Origin of the sequence: Bradyrhizobium sp. 215_C5_N1_1, from assembly GCF_052075935.1 — a bacterium.
GTDB classification, from domain to species: domain Bacteria; phylum Pseudomonadota; class Alphaproteobacteria; order Rhizobiales; family Xanthobacteraceae; genus Bradyrhizobium; species Bradyrhizobium barranii.
Window position 1 is genome coordinate 6491986 of sequence record NZ_CP197228.1, and the last position, 16389, is coordinate 6508374.

Annotated in this window: 16 protein-coding genes; 11 read left to right on the plus strand and 5 right to left on the minus strand. The window is 65.2% G+C overall.

Annotated features, from left to right (window positions below; genetic code table 11):
• Window positions 1-124: 124 nt before the first annotated feature.
• Together AB7G19_RS31185 and AB7G19_RS31190 are read left to right on the plus strand one after the other, a co-directional pair.
• A complete protein-coding gene (locus AB7G19_RS31185; protein ID WP_085403946.1) occupies window positions 125-901 on the plus strand; it encodes an SDR family oxidoreductase in 777 nt (258 codons plus the stop codon).
• A 115-nt stretch (window positions 902-1016) separates the two neighbouring features.
• Complete coding sequence (locus AB7G19_RS31190) at window positions 1017-2435, plus strand: amidase (RefSeq protein WP_441268725.1); 1419 nt, start codon at window positions 1017-1019, stop codon at window positions 2433-2435.
• A gap of 53 nt (window positions 2436-2488) precedes the next feature.
• Here AB7G19_RS31190 and AB7G19_RS31195 read toward each other — a convergent pair whose 3' ends face one another.
• From AB7G19_RS31195 to AB7G19_RS31205, 3 genes are all read right to left on the minus strand, one after another.
• A complete protein-coding gene (locus AB7G19_RS31195; RefSeq protein WP_135215961.1) occupies window positions 2489-2671 on the minus strand; it encodes a hypothetical protein in 183 nt (60 codons plus the stop codon).
• A gap of 197 nt (window positions 2672-2868) precedes the next feature.
• Window positions 2869-3978: an amino acid ABC transporter permease gene (locus tag AB7G19_RS31200; RefSeq protein WP_085403948.1), complete on the minus strand. Its 1110-nt coding sequence runs from the start codon at window positions 3976-3978 to the stop codon at window positions 2869-2871.
• A gap of 2 nt (window positions 3979-3980) precedes the next feature.
• A complete protein-coding gene (locus AB7G19_RS31205) occupies window positions 3981-5168 on the minus strand; it encodes an amino acid ABC transporter permease (RefSeq protein ID WP_085403949.1) in 1188 nt (395 codons plus the stop codon).
• An 87-nt stretch (window positions 5169-5255) separates the two neighbouring features.
• Here AB7G19_RS31205 and AB7G19_RS31210 point away from each other — a divergent pair, with 87 nt between their 5' ends.
• The 4 genes from AB7G19_RS31210 to AB7G19_RS31225 all read left to right on the plus strand — a co-directional run bounded on the left by AB7G19_RS31210 (window position 5256) and on the right by AB7G19_RS31225 (window position 9304).
• Window positions 5256-6128, plus strand: coding sequence for a MurR/RpiR family transcriptional regulator (locus AB7G19_RS31210; RefSeq protein WP_135215962.1), 873 nt, complete (start codon window positions 5256-5258; stop codon window positions 6126-6128).
• A gap of 3 nt (window positions 6129-6131) precedes the next feature.
• Window positions 6132-7481 (plus strand): aspartate aminotransferase family protein, encoded by a 1350-nt coding sequence (locus AB7G19_RS31215; protein ID WP_085403951.1) that lies wholly within the window; start codon window positions 6132-6134, stop codon window positions 7479-7481.
• A gap of 12 nt (window positions 7482-7493) precedes the next feature.
• Window positions 7494-8507, plus strand: a complete 1014-nt coding sequence (locus tag AB7G19_RS31220; protein ID WP_063984716.1) for an amino acid ABC transporter substrate-binding protein — start codon at window positions 7494-7496, stop codon at window positions 8505-8507.
• Window positions 8508-8665: 158 nt separating this feature from the next.
• Window positions 8666-9304: an aspartate/glutamate racemase family protein gene (locus tag AB7G19_RS31225; protein ID WP_085403952.1), complete on the plus strand. Its 639-nt coding sequence runs from the start codon at window positions 8666-8668 to the stop codon at window positions 9302-9304.
• Here the strand turns inward: AB7G19_RS31225 and AB7G19_RS31230 are convergent.
• A complete protein-coding gene (locus AB7G19_RS31230; RefSeq protein ID WP_063984718.1) occupies window positions 9301-9948 on the minus strand; it encodes a TetR/AcrR family transcriptional regulator in 648 nt (215 codons plus the stop codon). The genes AB7G19_RS31225 and AB7G19_RS31230 overlap by 4 nt on opposite strands.
• A 150-nt stretch (window positions 9949-10098) precedes the next feature.
• Here AB7G19_RS31230 and AB7G19_RS31235 point away from each other — a divergent pair, with 150 nt between their 5' ends.
• From AB7G19_RS31235 to AB7G19_RS31255, 5 genes are read left to right on the plus strand one after another with little or no spacing between them, the layout of a single operon-like run.
• Window positions 10099-10308: a ferredoxin gene (locus AB7G19_RS31235; protein ID WP_007607931.1), complete on the plus strand. Its 210-nt coding sequence runs from the start codon at window positions 10099-10101 to the stop codon at window positions 10306-10308.
• A 59-nt stretch (window positions 10309-10367) separates the two neighbouring features.
• Window positions 10368-11588 carry a cytochrome P450 gene (locus tag AB7G19_RS31240; RefSeq protein ID WP_085403953.1) on the plus strand — a complete coding sequence of 407 codons (1221 nt, stop codon included), beginning with the start codon at window positions 10368-10370 and terminating at the stop codon, window positions 11586-11588.
• 32 nt (window positions 11589-11620) lie between these two features.
• Window positions 11621-12955, plus strand: coding sequence for an MFS transporter (locus AB7G19_RS31245; RefSeq protein WP_085403954.1), 1335 nt, complete (start codon window positions 11621-11623; stop codon window positions 12953-12955).
• Window positions 12956-12958: 3 nt separating this feature from the next.
• Window positions 12959-13621 carry a sulfite oxidase-like oxidoreductase gene (locus AB7G19_RS31250; protein ID WP_085403955.1) on the plus strand — a complete coding sequence of 221 codons (663 nt, stop codon included), beginning with the start codon at window positions 12959-12961 and terminating at the stop codon, window positions 13619-13621.
• 25 nt (window positions 13622-13646) lie between these two features.
• Complete coding sequence (locus AB7G19_RS31255) at window positions 13647-14870, plus strand: bifunctional alpha/beta hydrolase/OsmC family protein (protein ID WP_085403956.1); 1224 nt, start codon at window positions 13647-13649, stop codon at window positions 14868-14870.
• Window positions 14871-14931: 61 nt separating this feature from the next.
• Here AB7G19_RS31255 and pdxR read toward each other — a convergent pair whose 3' ends face one another.
• Window positions 14932-16377 carry a MocR-like pyridoxine biosynthesis transcription factor PdxR gene (pdxR, locus tag AB7G19_RS31260; RefSeq protein WP_085403957.1) on the minus strand — a complete coding sequence of 482 codons (1446 nt, stop codon included), beginning with the start codon at window positions 16375-16377 and terminating at the stop codon, window positions 14932-14934.
• Window positions 16378-16389: the final 12 nt, after the last annotated feature.

Here is a 16389-nt window from a genome sequence, read left to right on the forward strand (position 1 = left end):
TTTTTGACCGCACTGCAATGGACCAAACTCGGCAGCAGTGCAACGCTGCACTGCAATGTTGACCGTGGCGCGGCCGAGCGCCTACTGGTTTGATCCTGATGTTCCCACCGAGCGAGTACCCTTCATGGATCTGCATCTGCGTGGCAAGCGCGTCCTGATCACGGGCGCGTCCAAAGGCATTGGCGCAGCCGCCGCCGAGGCGTTTGCCGAGGAGGGCGCAAACCTCCTGCTCGCCGCCCGCAGCGGCGACCAGCTCAAGGCGCTGGCGGACCGTCTGCGCTCCGCGCACCAGATCGATGCCGCGACGAGCATCGTGGACCTGCGCAAGGCCGAGGATTTGGCGCGGCTCGCGACGGAAGCCGCCGATATCGACGTGCTCGTCAACAATGCCGGCGACATCCCCGGCGGCTCGATCGACAAGATCGACGAGGCGACCTGGCGGCACGCCTGGGAATTGAAAGTGTTCGGCTACGTCAACCTGACGCGGCAGATCTACGCGCAGATGAAGGCGAAGGGCGGCGGCGTCATCGTCAATGACATCGGCGCGGCCGGCGAAAAATTCGACGCCAATTACATCTGCGGCAGCGCCGGCAACGCCGCATTGATGGCCTTCACCCGCGCGCTCGGCGGCAAGAGCCTTGCCGACAACATCCGCGTGGTCGGCATCAATCCCGGCCCGGTCGGCACTGATCGCCACGTCACCCTGCTCAAGACGCGGGCAAAGCACCAGTTCGGCGATGAGAGCCGTTACAAGGAATTCCAGAAGAGCCTGCCGCTCGGCCGGCCCGCGCATGCGCGCGAGATCGGCGATCTCATGGCGTTCCTGGCGTCTGATCGCGCCGGATATACGTCGGGGGTCATCTATACCGTGGATGGCGGCATCAGCGCGGGCTGGGGTTAGTTTTTTCCCGTCATTGCGAGCGCAGCGAAGCAATCCAGAAATGCATCCGCTGTGGCAGTTCTGATTGCTTCGCTGCGCTCGCAACGACGAATGAATAAGCACAGGAGTAAAATAGTTGTCTCAAGACCTGATCCGAGAAACGGCCTGCACCGTCGTCGACAAGCTGCGATCCGGCGACGTCTCGCCGCTCGAGCTTCTGGATGTGCTGGAGAAGCGCGTCGGTGAGGTCGACGGCAAGGTCAACGCACTGCCGACGCTATGCTTCGATCGCGCGCGGGACAACGCCAAGGCGCTGATGCAGAAGCCGGCCGGCGCGCGCGGGCTGCTCGCGGGCCTGCCGGTACCGATCAAGGACCTGACCGATGTCGCGGGCGTGCTGAATACGCAGGGTTCGCCGATCTTCAAGGACAATGTGCCCAAGCAGTCCGATCTCATGGTCGAGAACCTCGAAGGCAATGGCGCGGTCGTCTACGCCAAGTCGAACACACCGGAATTCGGCGCTGGCGCCAACACGTTCAACGAAGTGTTCGGCGCGACGCTCAATCCCTGGGATTCGACGAAGTCTGCGGCCGGCTCCTCCGGCGGCGCGGCGGTGGCGCTGGCCACCGGCATGGCCTGGCTCGCCCAGGGCTCCGACATGGGCGGCAGCTTGCGCAGCCCCGCGGCCTTCTGCGGCGTGGTTGGCATGCGGCCGAGCATCGGCCGCGTCGCGCATACGCCCAAATCGGCGATCGACCGCAATCTCGGCGTGGTGGGGCCGATGGCGCGCAACGTCGAGGATCTTGCGCTGCTGTTGGATGCCATGAGCGGCGACTATGCGGACGACCCGCTGTCGCTGCCGGCGCCTGCGACCTCGTTCCTGTCGGCGGCGCAGTCAGGCAAGAAGCCGAAGCGCATCGCCTATTCGCCCGATCTCGGCATCACGCCGGTCGATCCAGAGGTCAAGGCGATCACGCGCAAGGCCGCGGAACGCTTTGCGGAGGCCGGCGCGATCGTGGAGGAAGCGCATCCGGACTGGCGCGAGGCGCATGAATGCTTCCACGTCCTGCGCGCCTTCGATTTCGCGATCACCAAGGCCAATCTGCTGCGGACCAAGCGCGACCTCCTGAAGCCCGAGGTGATCTGGAACATCGAGGAAGGCCTCAAGCTCACCGTCGAGCAGCTCGCGCGCGCCGAGGCGCAACGCGTCGGCATGACCGCGCGCGCGATCGAGTTCTTCAAAAACTACGACCTGCTGTTGACGCCAACCACGATCGTGCCGCCCTTCCCGATCGAGCACCGCTATGTCGCCGAATGCGCCGGCAAGAAGTTCGAGAACTATGTCGAATGGCTCGGCATCGTCTACGCTATCACGCTCGCCTGCTGCCCGTCGCTGTCGCTGCCCTGCGGCTTCACGGCGTCTGGCCTCCCGGTCGGCGTACAGGTCGTCGGTGCCCCGCGCGCGGATGCGCAGGTGATCGCCGGCGCGAAGGTATTGGAAGATATTCTGGGTCTGCGCGGCTCCACGCCGATCGATCCCAAGGTGAAGGCCTGACGCGGGCCGCACGGCGGAGGCTTGGCCGTCCCCCGCCGTGCGCCGGTCAGACCTTAGTCGTTCGCTTTCGGCCCGCCGTGATACCGATGCGCATCGTATCCGGCCTCATCCGTTGGAGCGGCGAAGGCGAAGGAGTTCGGATGCGTTTCCGACATCTGGGCGGTGGCCGCCGAAGCCATGTGCGAGTGATTCATTGCCTCGTGGGCAGAGGCGGCGGAGCAAAGCGCGACCAGCATGGCCGACGCTGCGAGAACTGATTTCATCATGATGTGACGTGCCTCTTGTGAGTGCCACCAGCAAATTGCAGATGGATCTCGCCGCGTAGGATTGCCAGTTTGAATCCAGGCACGCGATATAGGCGCGGCATAAGCATTTCGCGCTCCAGTATGGGCTTCCAGCGCTTCTGGCCCGCTCCCGCGGCGGGGAAAGCCGCTCACCTCGAGGCGGTATTCGCCTCCAGGCCGCGACTGTACCGCGACATCGCAAAGCAAAACACAAAGTAGATCGCGGCAACGAAGATGTAGACCTCGACCGAGAATTGCTGCCAGGCGGGATCGATGATCGCGGTCTTGGCCGTCGTCAGCAGGTCAAAGATGCCGATGATCAGGACCAGGCTGGTGTCCTTGAAGAAAGCGATGAAGGTGTTGACCAGCGGCGGGATGACGTGGCGGATCGCCTGCGGCAGGACGATCAGGCGATGCTTGCGCCAGTAGGACAGCCCCAGCGCATCGGCGGCCTCATATTGCCCGCGCGGCACGGCCTGGAGGCCGCCACGGATGACTTCGGCAAGGTAGGCGCCCGCGAACAGGATGATGGCGATCTGCGCGCGCAACAGCTTGTCGATGTTGAATCCACTCGGCATGAACAGCGGAAACATCACGCTCGCCATGAACAACAGACTCACCAGCGGCACGCCGCGGATCAGCTCGACATAGAGCACCGAGAGCGAGCGGATCGCCGGCAGCTTTGAGCGCCGGCCGAGTGCGACCAGGATTCCGAGCGGGAAGCCGAACGCGAGACCAAACGTCGCCAGGATCAGCGTCACCGGCAATCCGCCCCAACGGTCCTGCGACACAAAGGAGAGCCCGAACACGCCGCCCCACATCAGTACGCTGATCAACGCGAGCGCGCCGATCCAGATATAGGCCAGCTCGCGCCGCCACAGGGCGCGGCGGGTGGAGAGATAGAACAGCGCGATGAACAGCACCACCGACAGCGCCGGCCGCCACTGCTCGTCGAACGGATAGGTGCCGAACAGGATGAAGCGATATTTTTCGGGGATGATCGCCCAGCAGGCACCGAGGCCGCGCGCGGCGCGGCAGGCGCTGGAGTCGTTTGCCGGCGTGAGCCACACGGCATTCGCGATGCCCCACTGCACGAAGCTGAAGATGCCCTTGGCGAGGATCGCCAGCAGCACGACCGAAAGAACGGCGTTGGGAATCGACGAGAACAAATTGGTGCGCAGCCAGCGCAGCACCGGATTGCCCATCTGCGGGCGGCGGGCAGCGCGCGGGGCGTCCGGAATGTCGGTGATCGCCGTCATGATCAGCGCTCCACCAGCGCGATGCGCGAATTGTACCAGTTCATGAAGAAGCTGATGCCGAGGCTGATGGTCAGGAACACCGCCATGATCAGCGCGATGGCCTCGATCGCCTGCCCGGTCTGGTTCAGCGTGGTATTGGCGACAGACACTACGTCTTGGTAGCCGATCGCAACCGCGAGCGAGGAGTTCTTGGTCAGGTTGAGATACTGGCTCGTCATCGGCGGTACGATGACGCGCAGCGCCTGCGGCAGGATGATCTGGCGCAGCATGAAGCTGCGGCGCAAGCCGAGCGCATTGGCGGCATCCCATTGTCCGCGCGGCACGGACTGGATGCCGCTGCGCACGATCTCGGCAATGAAGGCCGAGGTATAGGTCACGAGCGCGATCAGCAGCGCGAAATACTCCGGCGCGAGCGTCAGCCCGCCGACGAAGTTGAAGCCGCGCAGCTCCGGCCATTCGATCTTCCAGGACACACCAAGCGCCACGGACATTGCCGCCGGCAGCGCGACGATGAGGCCAACCGCAAAGGGCCACGCCGGCCGCGGCTTGCCGTCGCGCATCTGCTGCGCGATCAGCCATCGCCTGATGAGATAGAACACGGCAAGCCCGAGCACGGCTGTACCGAGCACCCAGAGCTGCGGCGAGCCCAGCGGGATTGCCGGCAGGATCAGGCCGCGATTGGACAGAAATACGCCCTCGACCGGCCGCCAGGCCGCGCGCGCGGCCGGCAGTGCCTGCATCAAGACGTACCAGAACAGGAGCTGAAGCAGCAGCGGGATGTCGCGGAGCGTTTCGACATAGACGGCGGCGAGCCGCGACAACAGCCAGTTGGCGGAGAGACGCGAAATGCCGATCAGCGTGCCCAGGATCGTCGCGAGCACGATGCCGATCACGGCGACGCGCAAGGTGTTGGCGATGCCGACGACGAAGGCCCACAGGTACGTGTCTCTCGGATTATAGGCGAGCAGGCTGTCGGCGATCGGCATGCCGGCTTCGCGGCCGAGGAAAGCGAAGCCGGTGGTGATGCGGCGGGCCGAGAGATTGGTGACGGTGTTGGACCAGAGGAAGGCGACAACCCCAAGCACGATCCCGACGACGAGCACCTGCCAGAACAGGCCTTGCAGCTCTCGGCGCCCAAATCCGCCGAAGAAGCGACGGCGGGGCGGCGGTCTCGGACTGTCTGAAGTCACAGCACAAAAACCCTTCTCAAGAGCAACGATTTCCGGCGGCGCACGTCAACTGTTGCACCAATCTGAAAATCGTGCAACAAATGTTTCATGGCCGAGCCCGCGAAATCCTCGCCCTTGAGCGAACTGCGCATTGCGTTGCCATCGCTCCCCCTGCGCCTGCAGGAGGTCGGCCGCTTCGTTGCCGCCAATGACTACGACGCCACCACCCGTTCGATGCGCGATCTCGCCGCCGAGGCCGGCGCCGACCCGGCCGCATTCACGCGGCTTGCCAAGGCCATCGGCTATTCCGGCTGGGACCAGTTGCGCGCGGCGCTCACCGAAGCGCGGCGGCCATCGCAGATCTCACCTTTCTCCGGCCGCGCCAAGAGCCGCCGTCACGGCCCGAACGCCGATGTCGCGCTCGTCACCGACAAGCTCGAGGCCGAGGGCGCCGGCCTTCTGCGCATTCCGGCCCAGCCGATTGCGGATGCAGCCCGCGCGCTGCACGACGCCAAGCGGATCTGGATTGCCGGCTACCGAAGCTGCCGGGGCGTCGCGGAGCTCTTGAACTACGAGCTCCGGCTGTTCCGTCCCGAACAGGTGCAACTCGTCGGTGCATCCGGCCCCGACGATCTCGATCTCGGCGCCTTTCGTCCCGGCGAAGCCGTCATCGTCATCGGCTTCCTGCCCTACACGCATGCGAGCGTCCGTGTTGCGCAGGCCGCCCATCGTGCCGGCGCAGCGCTGATCGCGATCGCGGACAGCCTCTCGGCGCCGATGGCCGAAGGCGCCGACCACGTGCTGCTGTTCGAGGCGGCCTCGTCCCCCGGCTTCTTCCCGAGTCTCACGGGTGCCATCGCGATTGCGCAATCGCTCGCGGCGGTCACATTCTCGCTCGGTGGCACGGCCGCCAAGAAGCGCCTGGAAACCACCGAGGCGCGGCTCGCCGCGGCCTCCACTTACGTCCCAGAGAAAGGTTGACCCATGGCCGCTCGCACCAGCCGCGTGCTGCACCGTTCGTTGCGCGAAACGCCGCCCAAGGCGATCGGCGGCGAAGGCGTCTATCTTTTCGCCGAGGGCGGGCGGCGCGTGATCGACGCCTCCGGCGGCGCAGCCGTCTCCTGCCTCGGCCATCAGCATCCGCGCGTGATCGCGGCGATGACAAAACAAGCCTCGACGCTGGCCTATGCGCACACCGCCTTCTTCTCCTCCGAGCCGGCCGAGGTGCTGGCCGAGACGCTGGTCGGGCATGAACCCGGCGGTCTCGCCTACGCCTATTTCGTCAGCGGCGGATCGGAGGCGATCGAAGCCAGCATCAAGCTGGCGCGGCAATATTTCATCGAAGGCGGCGAGCCGCAGCGGCAGCACTTCATTGCGCGGCGGCAGAGCTATCACGGCAACACGCTCGGCGCGCTCGCCGCCGGTGGCAATGCCTGGCGGCGCGCGCCCTATGCGCCCCTGCTGTCCGGCGCCTTCAGCCATGTGACGCCGGCCTTTGCCTATCACGAGAAGCACGAGGGCGAATCCGATGCGCAGTTCGTGGCGCGACTGGCCGCGGAGCTCGAAGCCGAGTTTCAGCGGCTTGGACCGGACACCGTTGCGGCGTTCCTCGCAGAGCCTGTTGTCGGCGCCACCGCCGGTGCGGTGACGGCACCGGACGGCTACTTCAAGGCGGTGCGTGAGATCTGCGACCGGCATGGCGCCCTCCTCATCCTCGACGAAGTCATGAGCGGCATGGGCCGCACCGGCACGACGCACGCCTGGGAGCAGGAGGGCATTGCTCCTGATATCCAGGCGATCGCAAAGGGCCTCGGCGGCGGCTACCAGCCGATCGGCGCGATGCTCGCGAGCGGCAAGATCATCGACACCATCCGCGCGGGCTCCGGCGCGTTCCAGCATGGCCACACCTATCTGGCGCATCCCCTCGCCTGCGCGGCCGCGCTCGCGGTGCAGGATGTGATCCGCGAGGACCGCCTGCTCGACCGCGTCAAGGAGCGCGGCAAACAGCTCGAGCAGCGGCTGACCGAGCGCTTCGGCAATCACCGCCATGTCGGCGATATCAGGGGCCGCGGCCTGTTCTGGGCGATCGAGCTCGTCGCCGATCGCGCCGGACGCACCTCGTTCGATCCGGCGCTCAAGCTGAACCAGAAGATCAAGGCGGAAGCCTTCGCCAACGGGCTCAGCTGCTATCCCGGTGGCGGTACCGTGGACGGCGTCCGTGGCGACCATGTGCTGCTGGCGCCGCCCTATATCGCTTCGGCTGCCGAGATCGATCTGATCGTCGACAAGCTCGGCACCGCCGTCGACAACGTGTTGCGTAGTGTCAATCACTGAGGGGAGAGTCATATGATGAGGAAAGTGGTTATCGTAGCCGGCATGCTCGCGGCATCGACGGTTGCCGCGTCGGCGGCGACGCTCGACACGGTGAAGAGCCGCGGCACGCTGATCTGCGGCGTCAGCGCCGGCTTTGCCGGTTTCTCCGCGCCGGACTCGCAGGGCAATTACAAGGGTCTCGACGTCGATTATTGCCGCGCGCTCGCGGCCGGCGTGCTCGGCGACGCCAGCAAGGTGCGCTACGTCTCGCTGACCGCGCAGAACCGCTTCACCGCGCTGCAATCGGGCGAGATCGACGTACTCTACCGCAACTCGACCCAGACCTATCTGCGTGGCGTGACGCTGGGCCTCCGCCAGGGTCCGGTCAACTTCTACGACGGCCAGGGCTTTGTCGTGAAGAAGGACCTCGGCGTGAAGGAGATCAAGGATTTGAAGGGTGCGACTGTCTGCGTCGCGCAGGGCACCACGCATGAGGTCACGCTCGGCGATTACGGCCGCGCTAACGGCATCGACTGGAAGCCACTGGTATTCGACCGTGTCGACACCATGTACCAGACCTTCTTCGGCGGCCGCTGCGATGCCATGACCCAGGATGCCTCCGCGCTCGCCGGCGCCGTGACGACCGCGGCGCCGAATCCGGCCGACTACGTCGTGCTGCCGCAGACCATCAGCAAGGAGCCGCTCGGGCCGTTCACCCGCAACGGTGACGAAGTCTGGAGCGACATCATCACCTGGTTGCATTACGGCCTGATCGAGGCCGAGGAACTCGGTGTCACGCAAGGCAATGTCGACGAGATGGCGAAGTCACAGACGCCGGCGGTCCAGCGCCTGCTGGGTGCCTCCGGCGACCTCGGCTCGCGGCTCGGTCTCGACAACAAATGGCTGGTGACGGTGATCAAGGCCACCGGCAATTACGGCGAGATCTACGAGCGCAATGTCGGCAAGGCGAGCCCGCTCAAGCTCGACCGCGGCCTCAACGGCCTCTGGAGCAAGGGCGGCTTGATGTACGCGGTGCCGTTTAAGTAAACGGTGCTTCACCTCTCCCCGCCTGCGGGGAGAGGTCGACCGCGCAGCGGTCGGGTGAGGGGGAGCCTCCGCGAATTCATCCCTCACCTTCAACGTGGATAGAGCCCCTCACCCCGCCCCTCTCCCCGTAAGAACGGGGAGAGGGAGAAGAGACACCGATGCGCATCGCCCTGATCCACGCCCTCAAGCATTCCATCGCGCCGATCGAGGCCGCGTTCGCGAAGGCGTGGCCGGAGGCGCGGCTGATGAACCTGCTCGACGACAGCCTGTCGGCGGATCTGGCCCGCGACGGCGTGCTCAACGATGCCATGACCGAGCGCTTCCTCGCGCTCGGCGACTATGCGGCAGCTACGGGAGCGAACGGAATCCTGTTCACCTGCTCGGCCTTCGGCCCCTGCATCAAGGCCGTCGCGCGCGCACATGCGCCGATGCCCGTGCTGAAGCCGAACGAGGCGATGATCGAGCAGGCCGTGACCATGGGCAAGCGCATTGGCCTGCTCTCGACCTTCCCGCCGACACTGGCCTCGATGCCACCGGAGTTTCCGGCCTCCGCCCAGGTCGTGCCGAAACTCGCTGAGGGCGCGCTGGCGGCGCTCGATCGCGGCGATCGCGCCACGCACGACAGGCTGATTGTCGAGGCTTCAAAGGACTTGCGCGATTGCGACGTCATTGCGCTCGCGCAATTCAGCATCGCGGCAACCGCTCCGCTGGTCGCCGAAGCCACCGGCCGCCCGGTCGTGACGACCCCGGACAGCGCGGTCGACAAGTTGATGAGGCTGCTGAAAGCGAAGGCCTAGGCGCCGGCCTTTTTCCGACGACGCGCATCCTTGATCGCAGCAGCAAGCGCGGCCTTCGTTTCGTTCACAAAGTCCTCGACCAGTTCCTCGCGCGTGGCATGCGCGGCCTCGCCGGTGAACAGGCCCTGCTCGGCCAGCATCACGACGCCATGCAACGCCGCCCAGATCTTGAGGGCTTGCCGTTCGCGCAAGAAGCCGACCGCCGGTGCCTCGAGGGCTTCGATCACCAGCGCAAAAGTCTCGCGCGTGGCGTCGTGCAGCTCGCTGCCCTTCGCCGCGCATGACACGGTGCGGGAAGCGAACATCAGGCGATAGATGCCGTTGCGGCGCAGACCGAAATCGAGCGTCGCCTGCGCCAGCCGCGACAGTTTCGATTGCTTCGACGGCTTCGCCATCGCCTCGCGCAGAAGTGCACTGAGCTGCCGGAACGCCTCCGCCGTCACCGCAGTTAGCAGCGCATCACGGTCGGCAAAATGCCGATACGGCGCCGGCTGCGAGACGCCGAGCTGTTTGGCAAGCGCCTTGATGCTGATCGCCTCGGCACCGCCCTGCTCCGCCTCGCGCAGCGCAGCCTTGATCAAGGCGTCACGGAGATCGCCATGGTGGTAGGTATTCTCCGGCTTACGGACGAGTTGTGAACGCATGTTGCGTCAAGCCTATAAGTTTGCCCTTGACAGGGGAAGCCCGCCGCGAATGTAATAGGATATAACTTAAAGCGGCGACAAATGCCGCCGATAAAATTGACATGAGGAACGCGCGGCCTTCGTCCCGCGCACACGACCGAGGAAGCCGCCATGACAGAGCGACTGAGGGTTCACGTCGATCCCGATAAATGCCAGGGCCACGCGCGCTGCAAGGCGCTCGCGCCGGAGCTGTTCGAGCTCGACGAATACGGCAACGCCCATGAGGCCGGGGACGGCACCGTGCCGCCCGGCCTTGAAGACAAGGCTTGGCTTGCCAAATCCAATTGCCCGGAAATCGCAATCGATGTGATCGAGGAGTAGCGCGGCCCCTGCCCGCTTGCGTGCTTTTAGCGAACACGAGCCCTGAGGGATTTCCTGCCATGTCCGACGTCAGCCAGCCTGTCGCCCACCCGCCCGTCACCGACTGGGTCAACGATTTCGACCACACCGATCCGCAATGGACGGAGGATCCGTTCTCGATCTGGGAGGAGCTTCGCTCCGCGAGCCCGGTGGTGCATACAAAGCGCTTCCTCGGCTGCTACATGCCGACGACTTATGAGGCGGTGCGCGAGATCGCCAACGACACCGAGCATTTCTCCTCGCGCCGCATCATCGTCCGTGACGTTCGGCCCGAAGTCGCCAGGAACGCCGCTCCGCCGATCACCTCCGACCCGCCCGTGCACAAGCCAGCCAAGCAATTGCTGTTGCCGCCTTTCACGCCGGACGCGATGAAGAAGCTGGAACCGCGGATGCGCGCGATCTGCAACGAGCTGATCGACGGGTTCATCGCCGATGGCAAGGTCGATGCCGCAGCGCGCTACAGCAAATATATCCCGGTTCAGGCCATCGCCCATATGCTCGGCATTCCCGAGAGCGACAGCGATCTGTTCATCGACTGGATCCACATGATCCTCGAGCTCGGCATCAAGGACGAGAACAAGCTGCTCCAGGCCGTGCAGGAGATGAGCGCCTATTTCAGGACGCATATCGAGGAGCGCAGATCGAAGCCGACCGACGACCTGATTTCCTATTTGATGAACGCCAAGGACAAGGAAGGCCAGCCGCTGGAAGAGTCCCATGTGCTGGGTTCGCTGCGGCTGCTCCTGATCGCCGGCATCGACACCACCTGGAGTGCGATCGGCTCCTCGCTCTGGCATCTCGCCCGGACGCCGGCCGACCGCGAACGGCTGATCGCCGAGCCCGGGCTGATCCCGATCGCCGTGGAGGAGCTGCTGCGGGCCTATTCGCCGGTGACCATGGCCCGCGAGGTGGTCAAGGAGACCACGATCTCGGGCTGCCCGGTCAAGGCGGGCAACATGGTGCTGCTGTCGTTCCCGGCCGCCAACCGCGACCCCAAGATGTTTCCGGACGCTGACAAAGTCGTGATCGACCGCCGGGAGAATCGCCATGCCGCCTTCGGCCTCGGCATCCACCGCTGCGTCGGTTCCAACCTTGCACGCATGGAGATGCAGGTTGCGCTGGAGGAATGGCTGAAGCGGATCCCGGACTTCTCCCTCGATCCGGCAGGCACGGTGACCTGGTCACAGGGCACGGTGAGAGGCCCCCGCCAGTTGCCATTTCTGTTCGGAAAGGCGATGTAGGCCTTTCCAAGACCAACGGAGAGAGGCCGGACGTGACAGAGCAAGCAACCCTACCGGCCTCTGATCACATCGATATCGACATCGACATCGCCGACGCCAAACGGCGGATCAAGGCGATCTTCATCGGCTCGATCGGCAATCTCGTCGAGTGGTACGATTTTTACGCCTATACGGCGTTCGCGCTCTATTTCGCTCCGGCCTTCTTCCCCGGCAACGACCCCGTCGTCCAGCAATTGAACGTCGCCGTGGTGTTCGCGGCGACCTTCCTGATGCGCCCCTTGGGCGGCTGGCTGTTCGGCTACATCGCGGATCATTTCGGCCGGCGTATCTCGCTGACGTTATCCGTCGTCTTCATGTGCTTCGGCTCGCTGATCATCGCGCTGACGCCGACCTATGCGACCATCGGTTTCGCCGCGCCGGTGATCCTGGCGCTCGCCCGCGTCATCGAAGGCCTGAGCCTCGGCGGCGAATATGGTGCCAGCGCAACCTATCTCAGCGAGGTTGCCGATCCCAAGCATCGCGGCTTCTATTCGAGCTTTCAATACGTCACGTTGATCGGCGGCCAGCTCACCGCGATCATCGTGCTGCTGCTCCTGCAAAAGGTCTTCCTCACGCCGGAGGAGCTGAGGGCCTGGGGCTGGCGCATCCCGTTTGCGATCGGCGCGGCGCTGGCGATCTTTGCCGCGGTGATGCGGCGCAATCTGCACGAGACTGAGGCCTTCGAGGAAGCCAAGAAGGTGGTGAAGCCGACCGGCTCGCTGGCCAATCTGCTACGCTACCCGCGCGAGTTGCTGCTGGTAGTGGGCCTCACGGCCGGCGGCACCGCGGCGTTCTACACCTTCACCACCTACATGCAGACGTTCGTCAAGCTCTCGGTCGGCCTGACCGAGGACCAGACCACTTTCGTGATTTTCGGCACGCTGATCTTCGCGACGATCCTGCAGCCGATCTACGGCGCGATCTCCGACAAGATCGGGCGCAAGCCATTGCTGATCTTCTTCGGCGTCGCGGGTACGCTCGCGACCGTGCCGCTGCTGATGACGCTGAAGGAGACCAAGTCGCCTTTCATGGCCTTCATCCTGATCTGCTGCGCCTGGTTGTTCGTCGCCGGTTACACCTCGATCAACGCCGTGGTGAAGGCCGAGCTGTTCCCGACCAATGTCCGCGCCCTCGGTGTCGGCCTGCCCTACGCCATCACGGTCTCGATCTTCGGCGGTACGGCGCCGGCGATCGCGCTCTATTTCAAGAGCATCGGGCATGAGGAGTGGTTCTACTACTATCTCGCCGGCGTCATCTGTTTGTCGCTGATCATCTATTCCACCATGCGTGACACCAAGCACGCCTCCGCGATGCACCGCCACGAGTAGCTCATGGCCGACGACAACGAGCCGCCCGACAGCAAGCTGACGCGCACCAAGGAGAAATGGGCGCGCGAAGGCCGCTTCCTCACCGGCCGCGTTACGCGACCGGAGGATCAGCGGCTGCCGCCGGGCCAGCATCTCACCAAGGACTGGCCGGTGCTCGATCTCGGAGTCGTGCCGCCGGTTTCGCGCGAGCGCTGGCGGCTCGACGTCTACGGTGCGATCGAGACCCCCGTATTCTGGACGTTTGCCGAATTCGCAGCGCAGAAGCAGGCGCAGTTCACCTCCGACATTCACTGCGTGACGACCTGGTCGCGCTACGACAATCAATGGGAAGGGCTCGCCACGCGCGAACTGCTGGCAGCCTGCCGGCCGCGCGAGGACGCGCGCTTCGTTGTCTTGCATTCCCATGACGGCTACACCACCAACCTGACGCTGGAAGACTTTGCCGCCGAAGACGCGCTGCTCGCCCACAGCTGGTCGGGTCAGCCGCTGACCGAAGAGCACGGCGGCCCGGTACGGCTCGTCGTGCCGCATCTGTATTTCTGGAAGAGCGCCAAATGGCTCCAGGCCATCGAGTTCCTGACCGAGGACGCGCCGGGCTTCTGGGAAGTCCGCGGCTATCATAACCGCGGCGATCCCTGGGCCGAGCAGCGTTATTCAAGCGATTAAGTTCAAGCAAGGACGGGGGAAACCCATGCCGACCGAACGCTTTCAATTCACCGGCGAAGGTGGCCATCAACTAGCCGCCGCGCTGGAACTGCCCGATGGCGAGCCCGCGGCCTACGCGCTGTTCGCGCACTGCTTCACCTGCGGCAAGGACACGCTGGCAGCAAAACGCATCTCGGTCGCGCTCGCCGCCACGGGCATTGCGGTGCTGCGCTTCGACTTCACCGGGCTCGGCTCCAGCGAAGGCGATTTTGCCAATTCGACGTTCACCTCCAACGTCGCCGACCTCGTGCGCGCCGCCGATCATCTGCGCCAGCTCCGCACGGCGCCATCGATCCTGATCGGCCACAGCCTCGGCGGTGCCGCGATCCTCGCCGCGGCCGGAAGGATTCCGGAAGCCAAGGCTGTCGTGACCATCGCGGCGCCGTCCGATCCCGCTCACGTCACCGGTCTGTTCAGCGAGCATCTCGACAGCATCCGCGCGCAGGGCGAAGTCGAGGTCTCGCTCGCGGGGCGCCCGTTCCGGATCAAGCGCGAATTCCTCGACGACATCGCCGAGCAAGAACTGATGAAGGACATCACCGGCCTGCACAAGGCGCTGCTGGTGATGCAGTCACCTGTCGACGACACCGTCGGCATCGACAATGCGACCAAGATTTTCGTTGCGGCAAGACACCCCAAGAGCTTCGTCTCGCTCGACCACGCCGATCATCTCCTGACCAAGCCGGCCGACGCCCTCTACGCGGCCGACGTGATCGCGGCCTGGGCCAGCCGCTACATCGACACCGCGAAGCCCGCGAAGGCGATGGATCTCGCGGAAGAGCCGCGCAAAGTGGTGGTGCAGGAAACCCGCAAGAGCAAGTTCAACCAGGCCATCACCGTCGGCCCGCATCACCTGGTGGCTGACGAGCCGGTCGCGGCCGGCGGCGAGGATGCCGGCCCCGGCCCTTACGACTTCCTGCTCGCCGGGCTGGGTGCCTGCACCTCCATGACCATGCGCCTCTATGCCGATCGCAAATCGCTGCCGCTCGATCGCGTCACGGTCACGCTGAAGCATTCGAAAATCTACGCCAAGGACTGCGCGGAGTGCGAGACGCGCGATGGCATGCTCGACCAGATCGAGCGCGACATCGCGATCGACGGCGCGCTCGACGCGGAGCAGCGCAAGAAGTTGATGGAGATCGCCGACAAATGTCCGGTGCACCGGACGCTGACCTCGGAGATCCGCATCGTGACGAAGGCCGTGGACTAGCGCGTTATTGTTTAAGCATGATCTTTTCAGAAAACCGCTTCACACTTTTCCGGATCATGCTCTAGAAGCACGACGCCATCGTCCGCACCGCCGCGCTGATCTCATTCTCGCGCCAGGCCGCGAAGCCGAGCAGCAGGCCATGGTCGCGTGGACGGCCGAGCGCCAGGCTGGACAGGGCCCGCGTTTCGACGCCTGCCTCGACCAGCCGTTGTACCGCCGCCTGATCGGCGCGACCGCGCTTGAGGCGGGCGACCAGCTGGATGCCGCCCGACGGCACTTCGGCGGACAGAACTTCGCCCAGATGGCACTCCAGTCCCTCGACGAGGTGATCGCGGCGCGCGTGATAGAGCCGCCGCATCCGGCGCAGATGCGCGAGAAAATGCCCGTCGGCGATGAACTCCGCCAGCGCTTCCTGGATGTGGCTGGAGGCGATCAGCCCGATGTGCCGCTGTGCGATCTCGAGGGTGCCGACCAGCCCTGGTGGCGCGACGACATAGCCGAGCCGGATATCCGACGTCATCGCCTTCGAAAACGTTCCGACATAGAACACGCGGCCATGGGCGTCTAACCCCTGCAAGGCCGGCACCGGCCGGCTGTCATAGTGGAATTCGCCGTCGTAATCGTCTTCGACGATCCAGGTCTCGCCTGGCCTGCTCATGCCCAGGAATTCGGTGCGGCGCGCGAGCGACATCAGCCGCCCGGTCGGATGCTGATGCGAGGGCGTCATGAAGATGAGCTTTGGCGCGGTCATGCCCGGCATCCGCTGCATGCCCTGCTCATCCAGCTTCATCCCCATCACGCGCGCGCCGGAGGCGCGGAAGGCCGCCGCAGCGCCGGGATAGCCGGGGTCCTCGACCCAGACATCGTCGCCGGGCGTGATGAGCGCAGCCGCAATCAGGGTCAGCGCGGCCTGCGCGCTCGGCAGGATCAGGATCTGGTCCGCGGCGGCGCGGACGCCCCTGCTGGCGGCCAGATAATGCGCCAGCGCCCGGCGCAGGCGCGTCCGGTTGACCGGTCCAAGCTCACGCTTGGCTGCGCGCACCGCGCTGCGGCGCAGGCAGCGGGCCCACACTTCGTGTGGAAACTCCCGCGCATCTCCATGCCCCGGACGCAGGGGTTTTAGCGGCGCCTGATAGGACATCGGCCAGTCGGTCTGCTTGAGCTTCGACGCCCAGGGCGAGAGCCGCGGCTTGCCCGAGCGGACGCTCGGTGCGACCGCGCCCGTCCCTTCGTTACGGCCGCCGTCGACCGTGACCATGGGACGACGACCGTGCGACGCCTCGAGATATCCCTCGGCGGCGAGCTGCTCGAAGGCATAAGTAACGGTGTTGCGCGAGACGCCGAGGTCGCTCGCGAGCCGGCGGCTCGACGGCAGCGCGCGGCCTTTGCCGAGCCGACCGGTCGCGATCAGGTTTCGCAGCTGGCTCGTCAGCTGCGCCGTCAGCCCCTCGTCGTCGGTCCGCTTCAGCTCGATCAGGGCGGAGATCACACCTTCCGAAACTGGCACCTTATTCCTTTC

Excerpts from the sequence above, each read along its gene's own strand:
- AB7G19_RS31185 (WP_085403946.1), top strand. The coding sequence starts at position 125 with ATGGATCTGCATCTGCGTGGCAAGCGCGTCCTGATCACGGGCGCGTCC.
- AB7G19_RS31195 (WP_135215961.1), bottom strand. The coding sequence starts at position 2,671 with ATGCTGGTCGCGCTTTGCTCCGCCGCCTCTGCCCACGAGGCAATGAAT.
- AB7G19_RS31200 (WP_085403948.1), bottom strand. The coding sequence starts at position 3,978 with ATGACGGCGATCACCGACATTCCGGACGCCCCGCGCGCTGCCCGCCGC.
- AB7G19_RS31210 (WP_135215962.1), top strand. The coding sequence starts at position 5,256 with ATGGCCGAGCCCGCGAAATCCTCGCCCTTGAGCGAACTGCGCATTGCG.
- AB7G19_RS31215 (WP_085403951.1), top strand. The coding sequence starts at position 6,132 with ATGGCCGCTCGCACCAGCCGCGTGCTGCACCGTTCGTTGCGCGAAACG.
- AB7G19_RS31220 (WP_063984716.1), top strand. The coding sequence starts at position 7,494 with ATGATGAGGAAAGTGGTTATCGTAGCCGGCATGCTCGCGGCATCGACG.
- AB7G19_RS31225 (WP_085403952.1), top strand. The coding sequence starts at position 8,666 with ATGCGCATCGCCCTGATCCACGCCCTCAAGCATTCCATCGCGCCGATC.
- AB7G19_RS31230 (WP_063984718.1), bottom strand. The coding sequence starts at position 9,948 with ATGCGTTCACAACTCGTCCGTAAGCCGGAGAATACCTACCACCATGGC.
- AB7G19_RS31235 (WP_007607931.1), top strand. The coding sequence starts at position 10,099 with ATGACAGAGCGACTGAGGGTTCACGTCGATCCCGATAAATGCCAGGGC.
- AB7G19_RS31240 (WP_085403953.1), top strand. The coding sequence starts at position 10,368 with ATGTCCGACGTCAGCCAGCCTGTCGCCCACCCGCCCGTCACCGACTGG.
- AB7G19_RS31250 (WP_085403955.1), top strand. The coding sequence starts at position 12,959 with ATGGCCGACGACAACGAGCCGCCCGACAGCAAGCTGACGCGCACCAAG.
- AB7G19_RS31255 (WP_085403956.1), top strand. The coding sequence starts at position 13,647 with ATGCCGACCGAACGCTTTCAATTCACCGGCGAAGGTGGCCATCAACTA.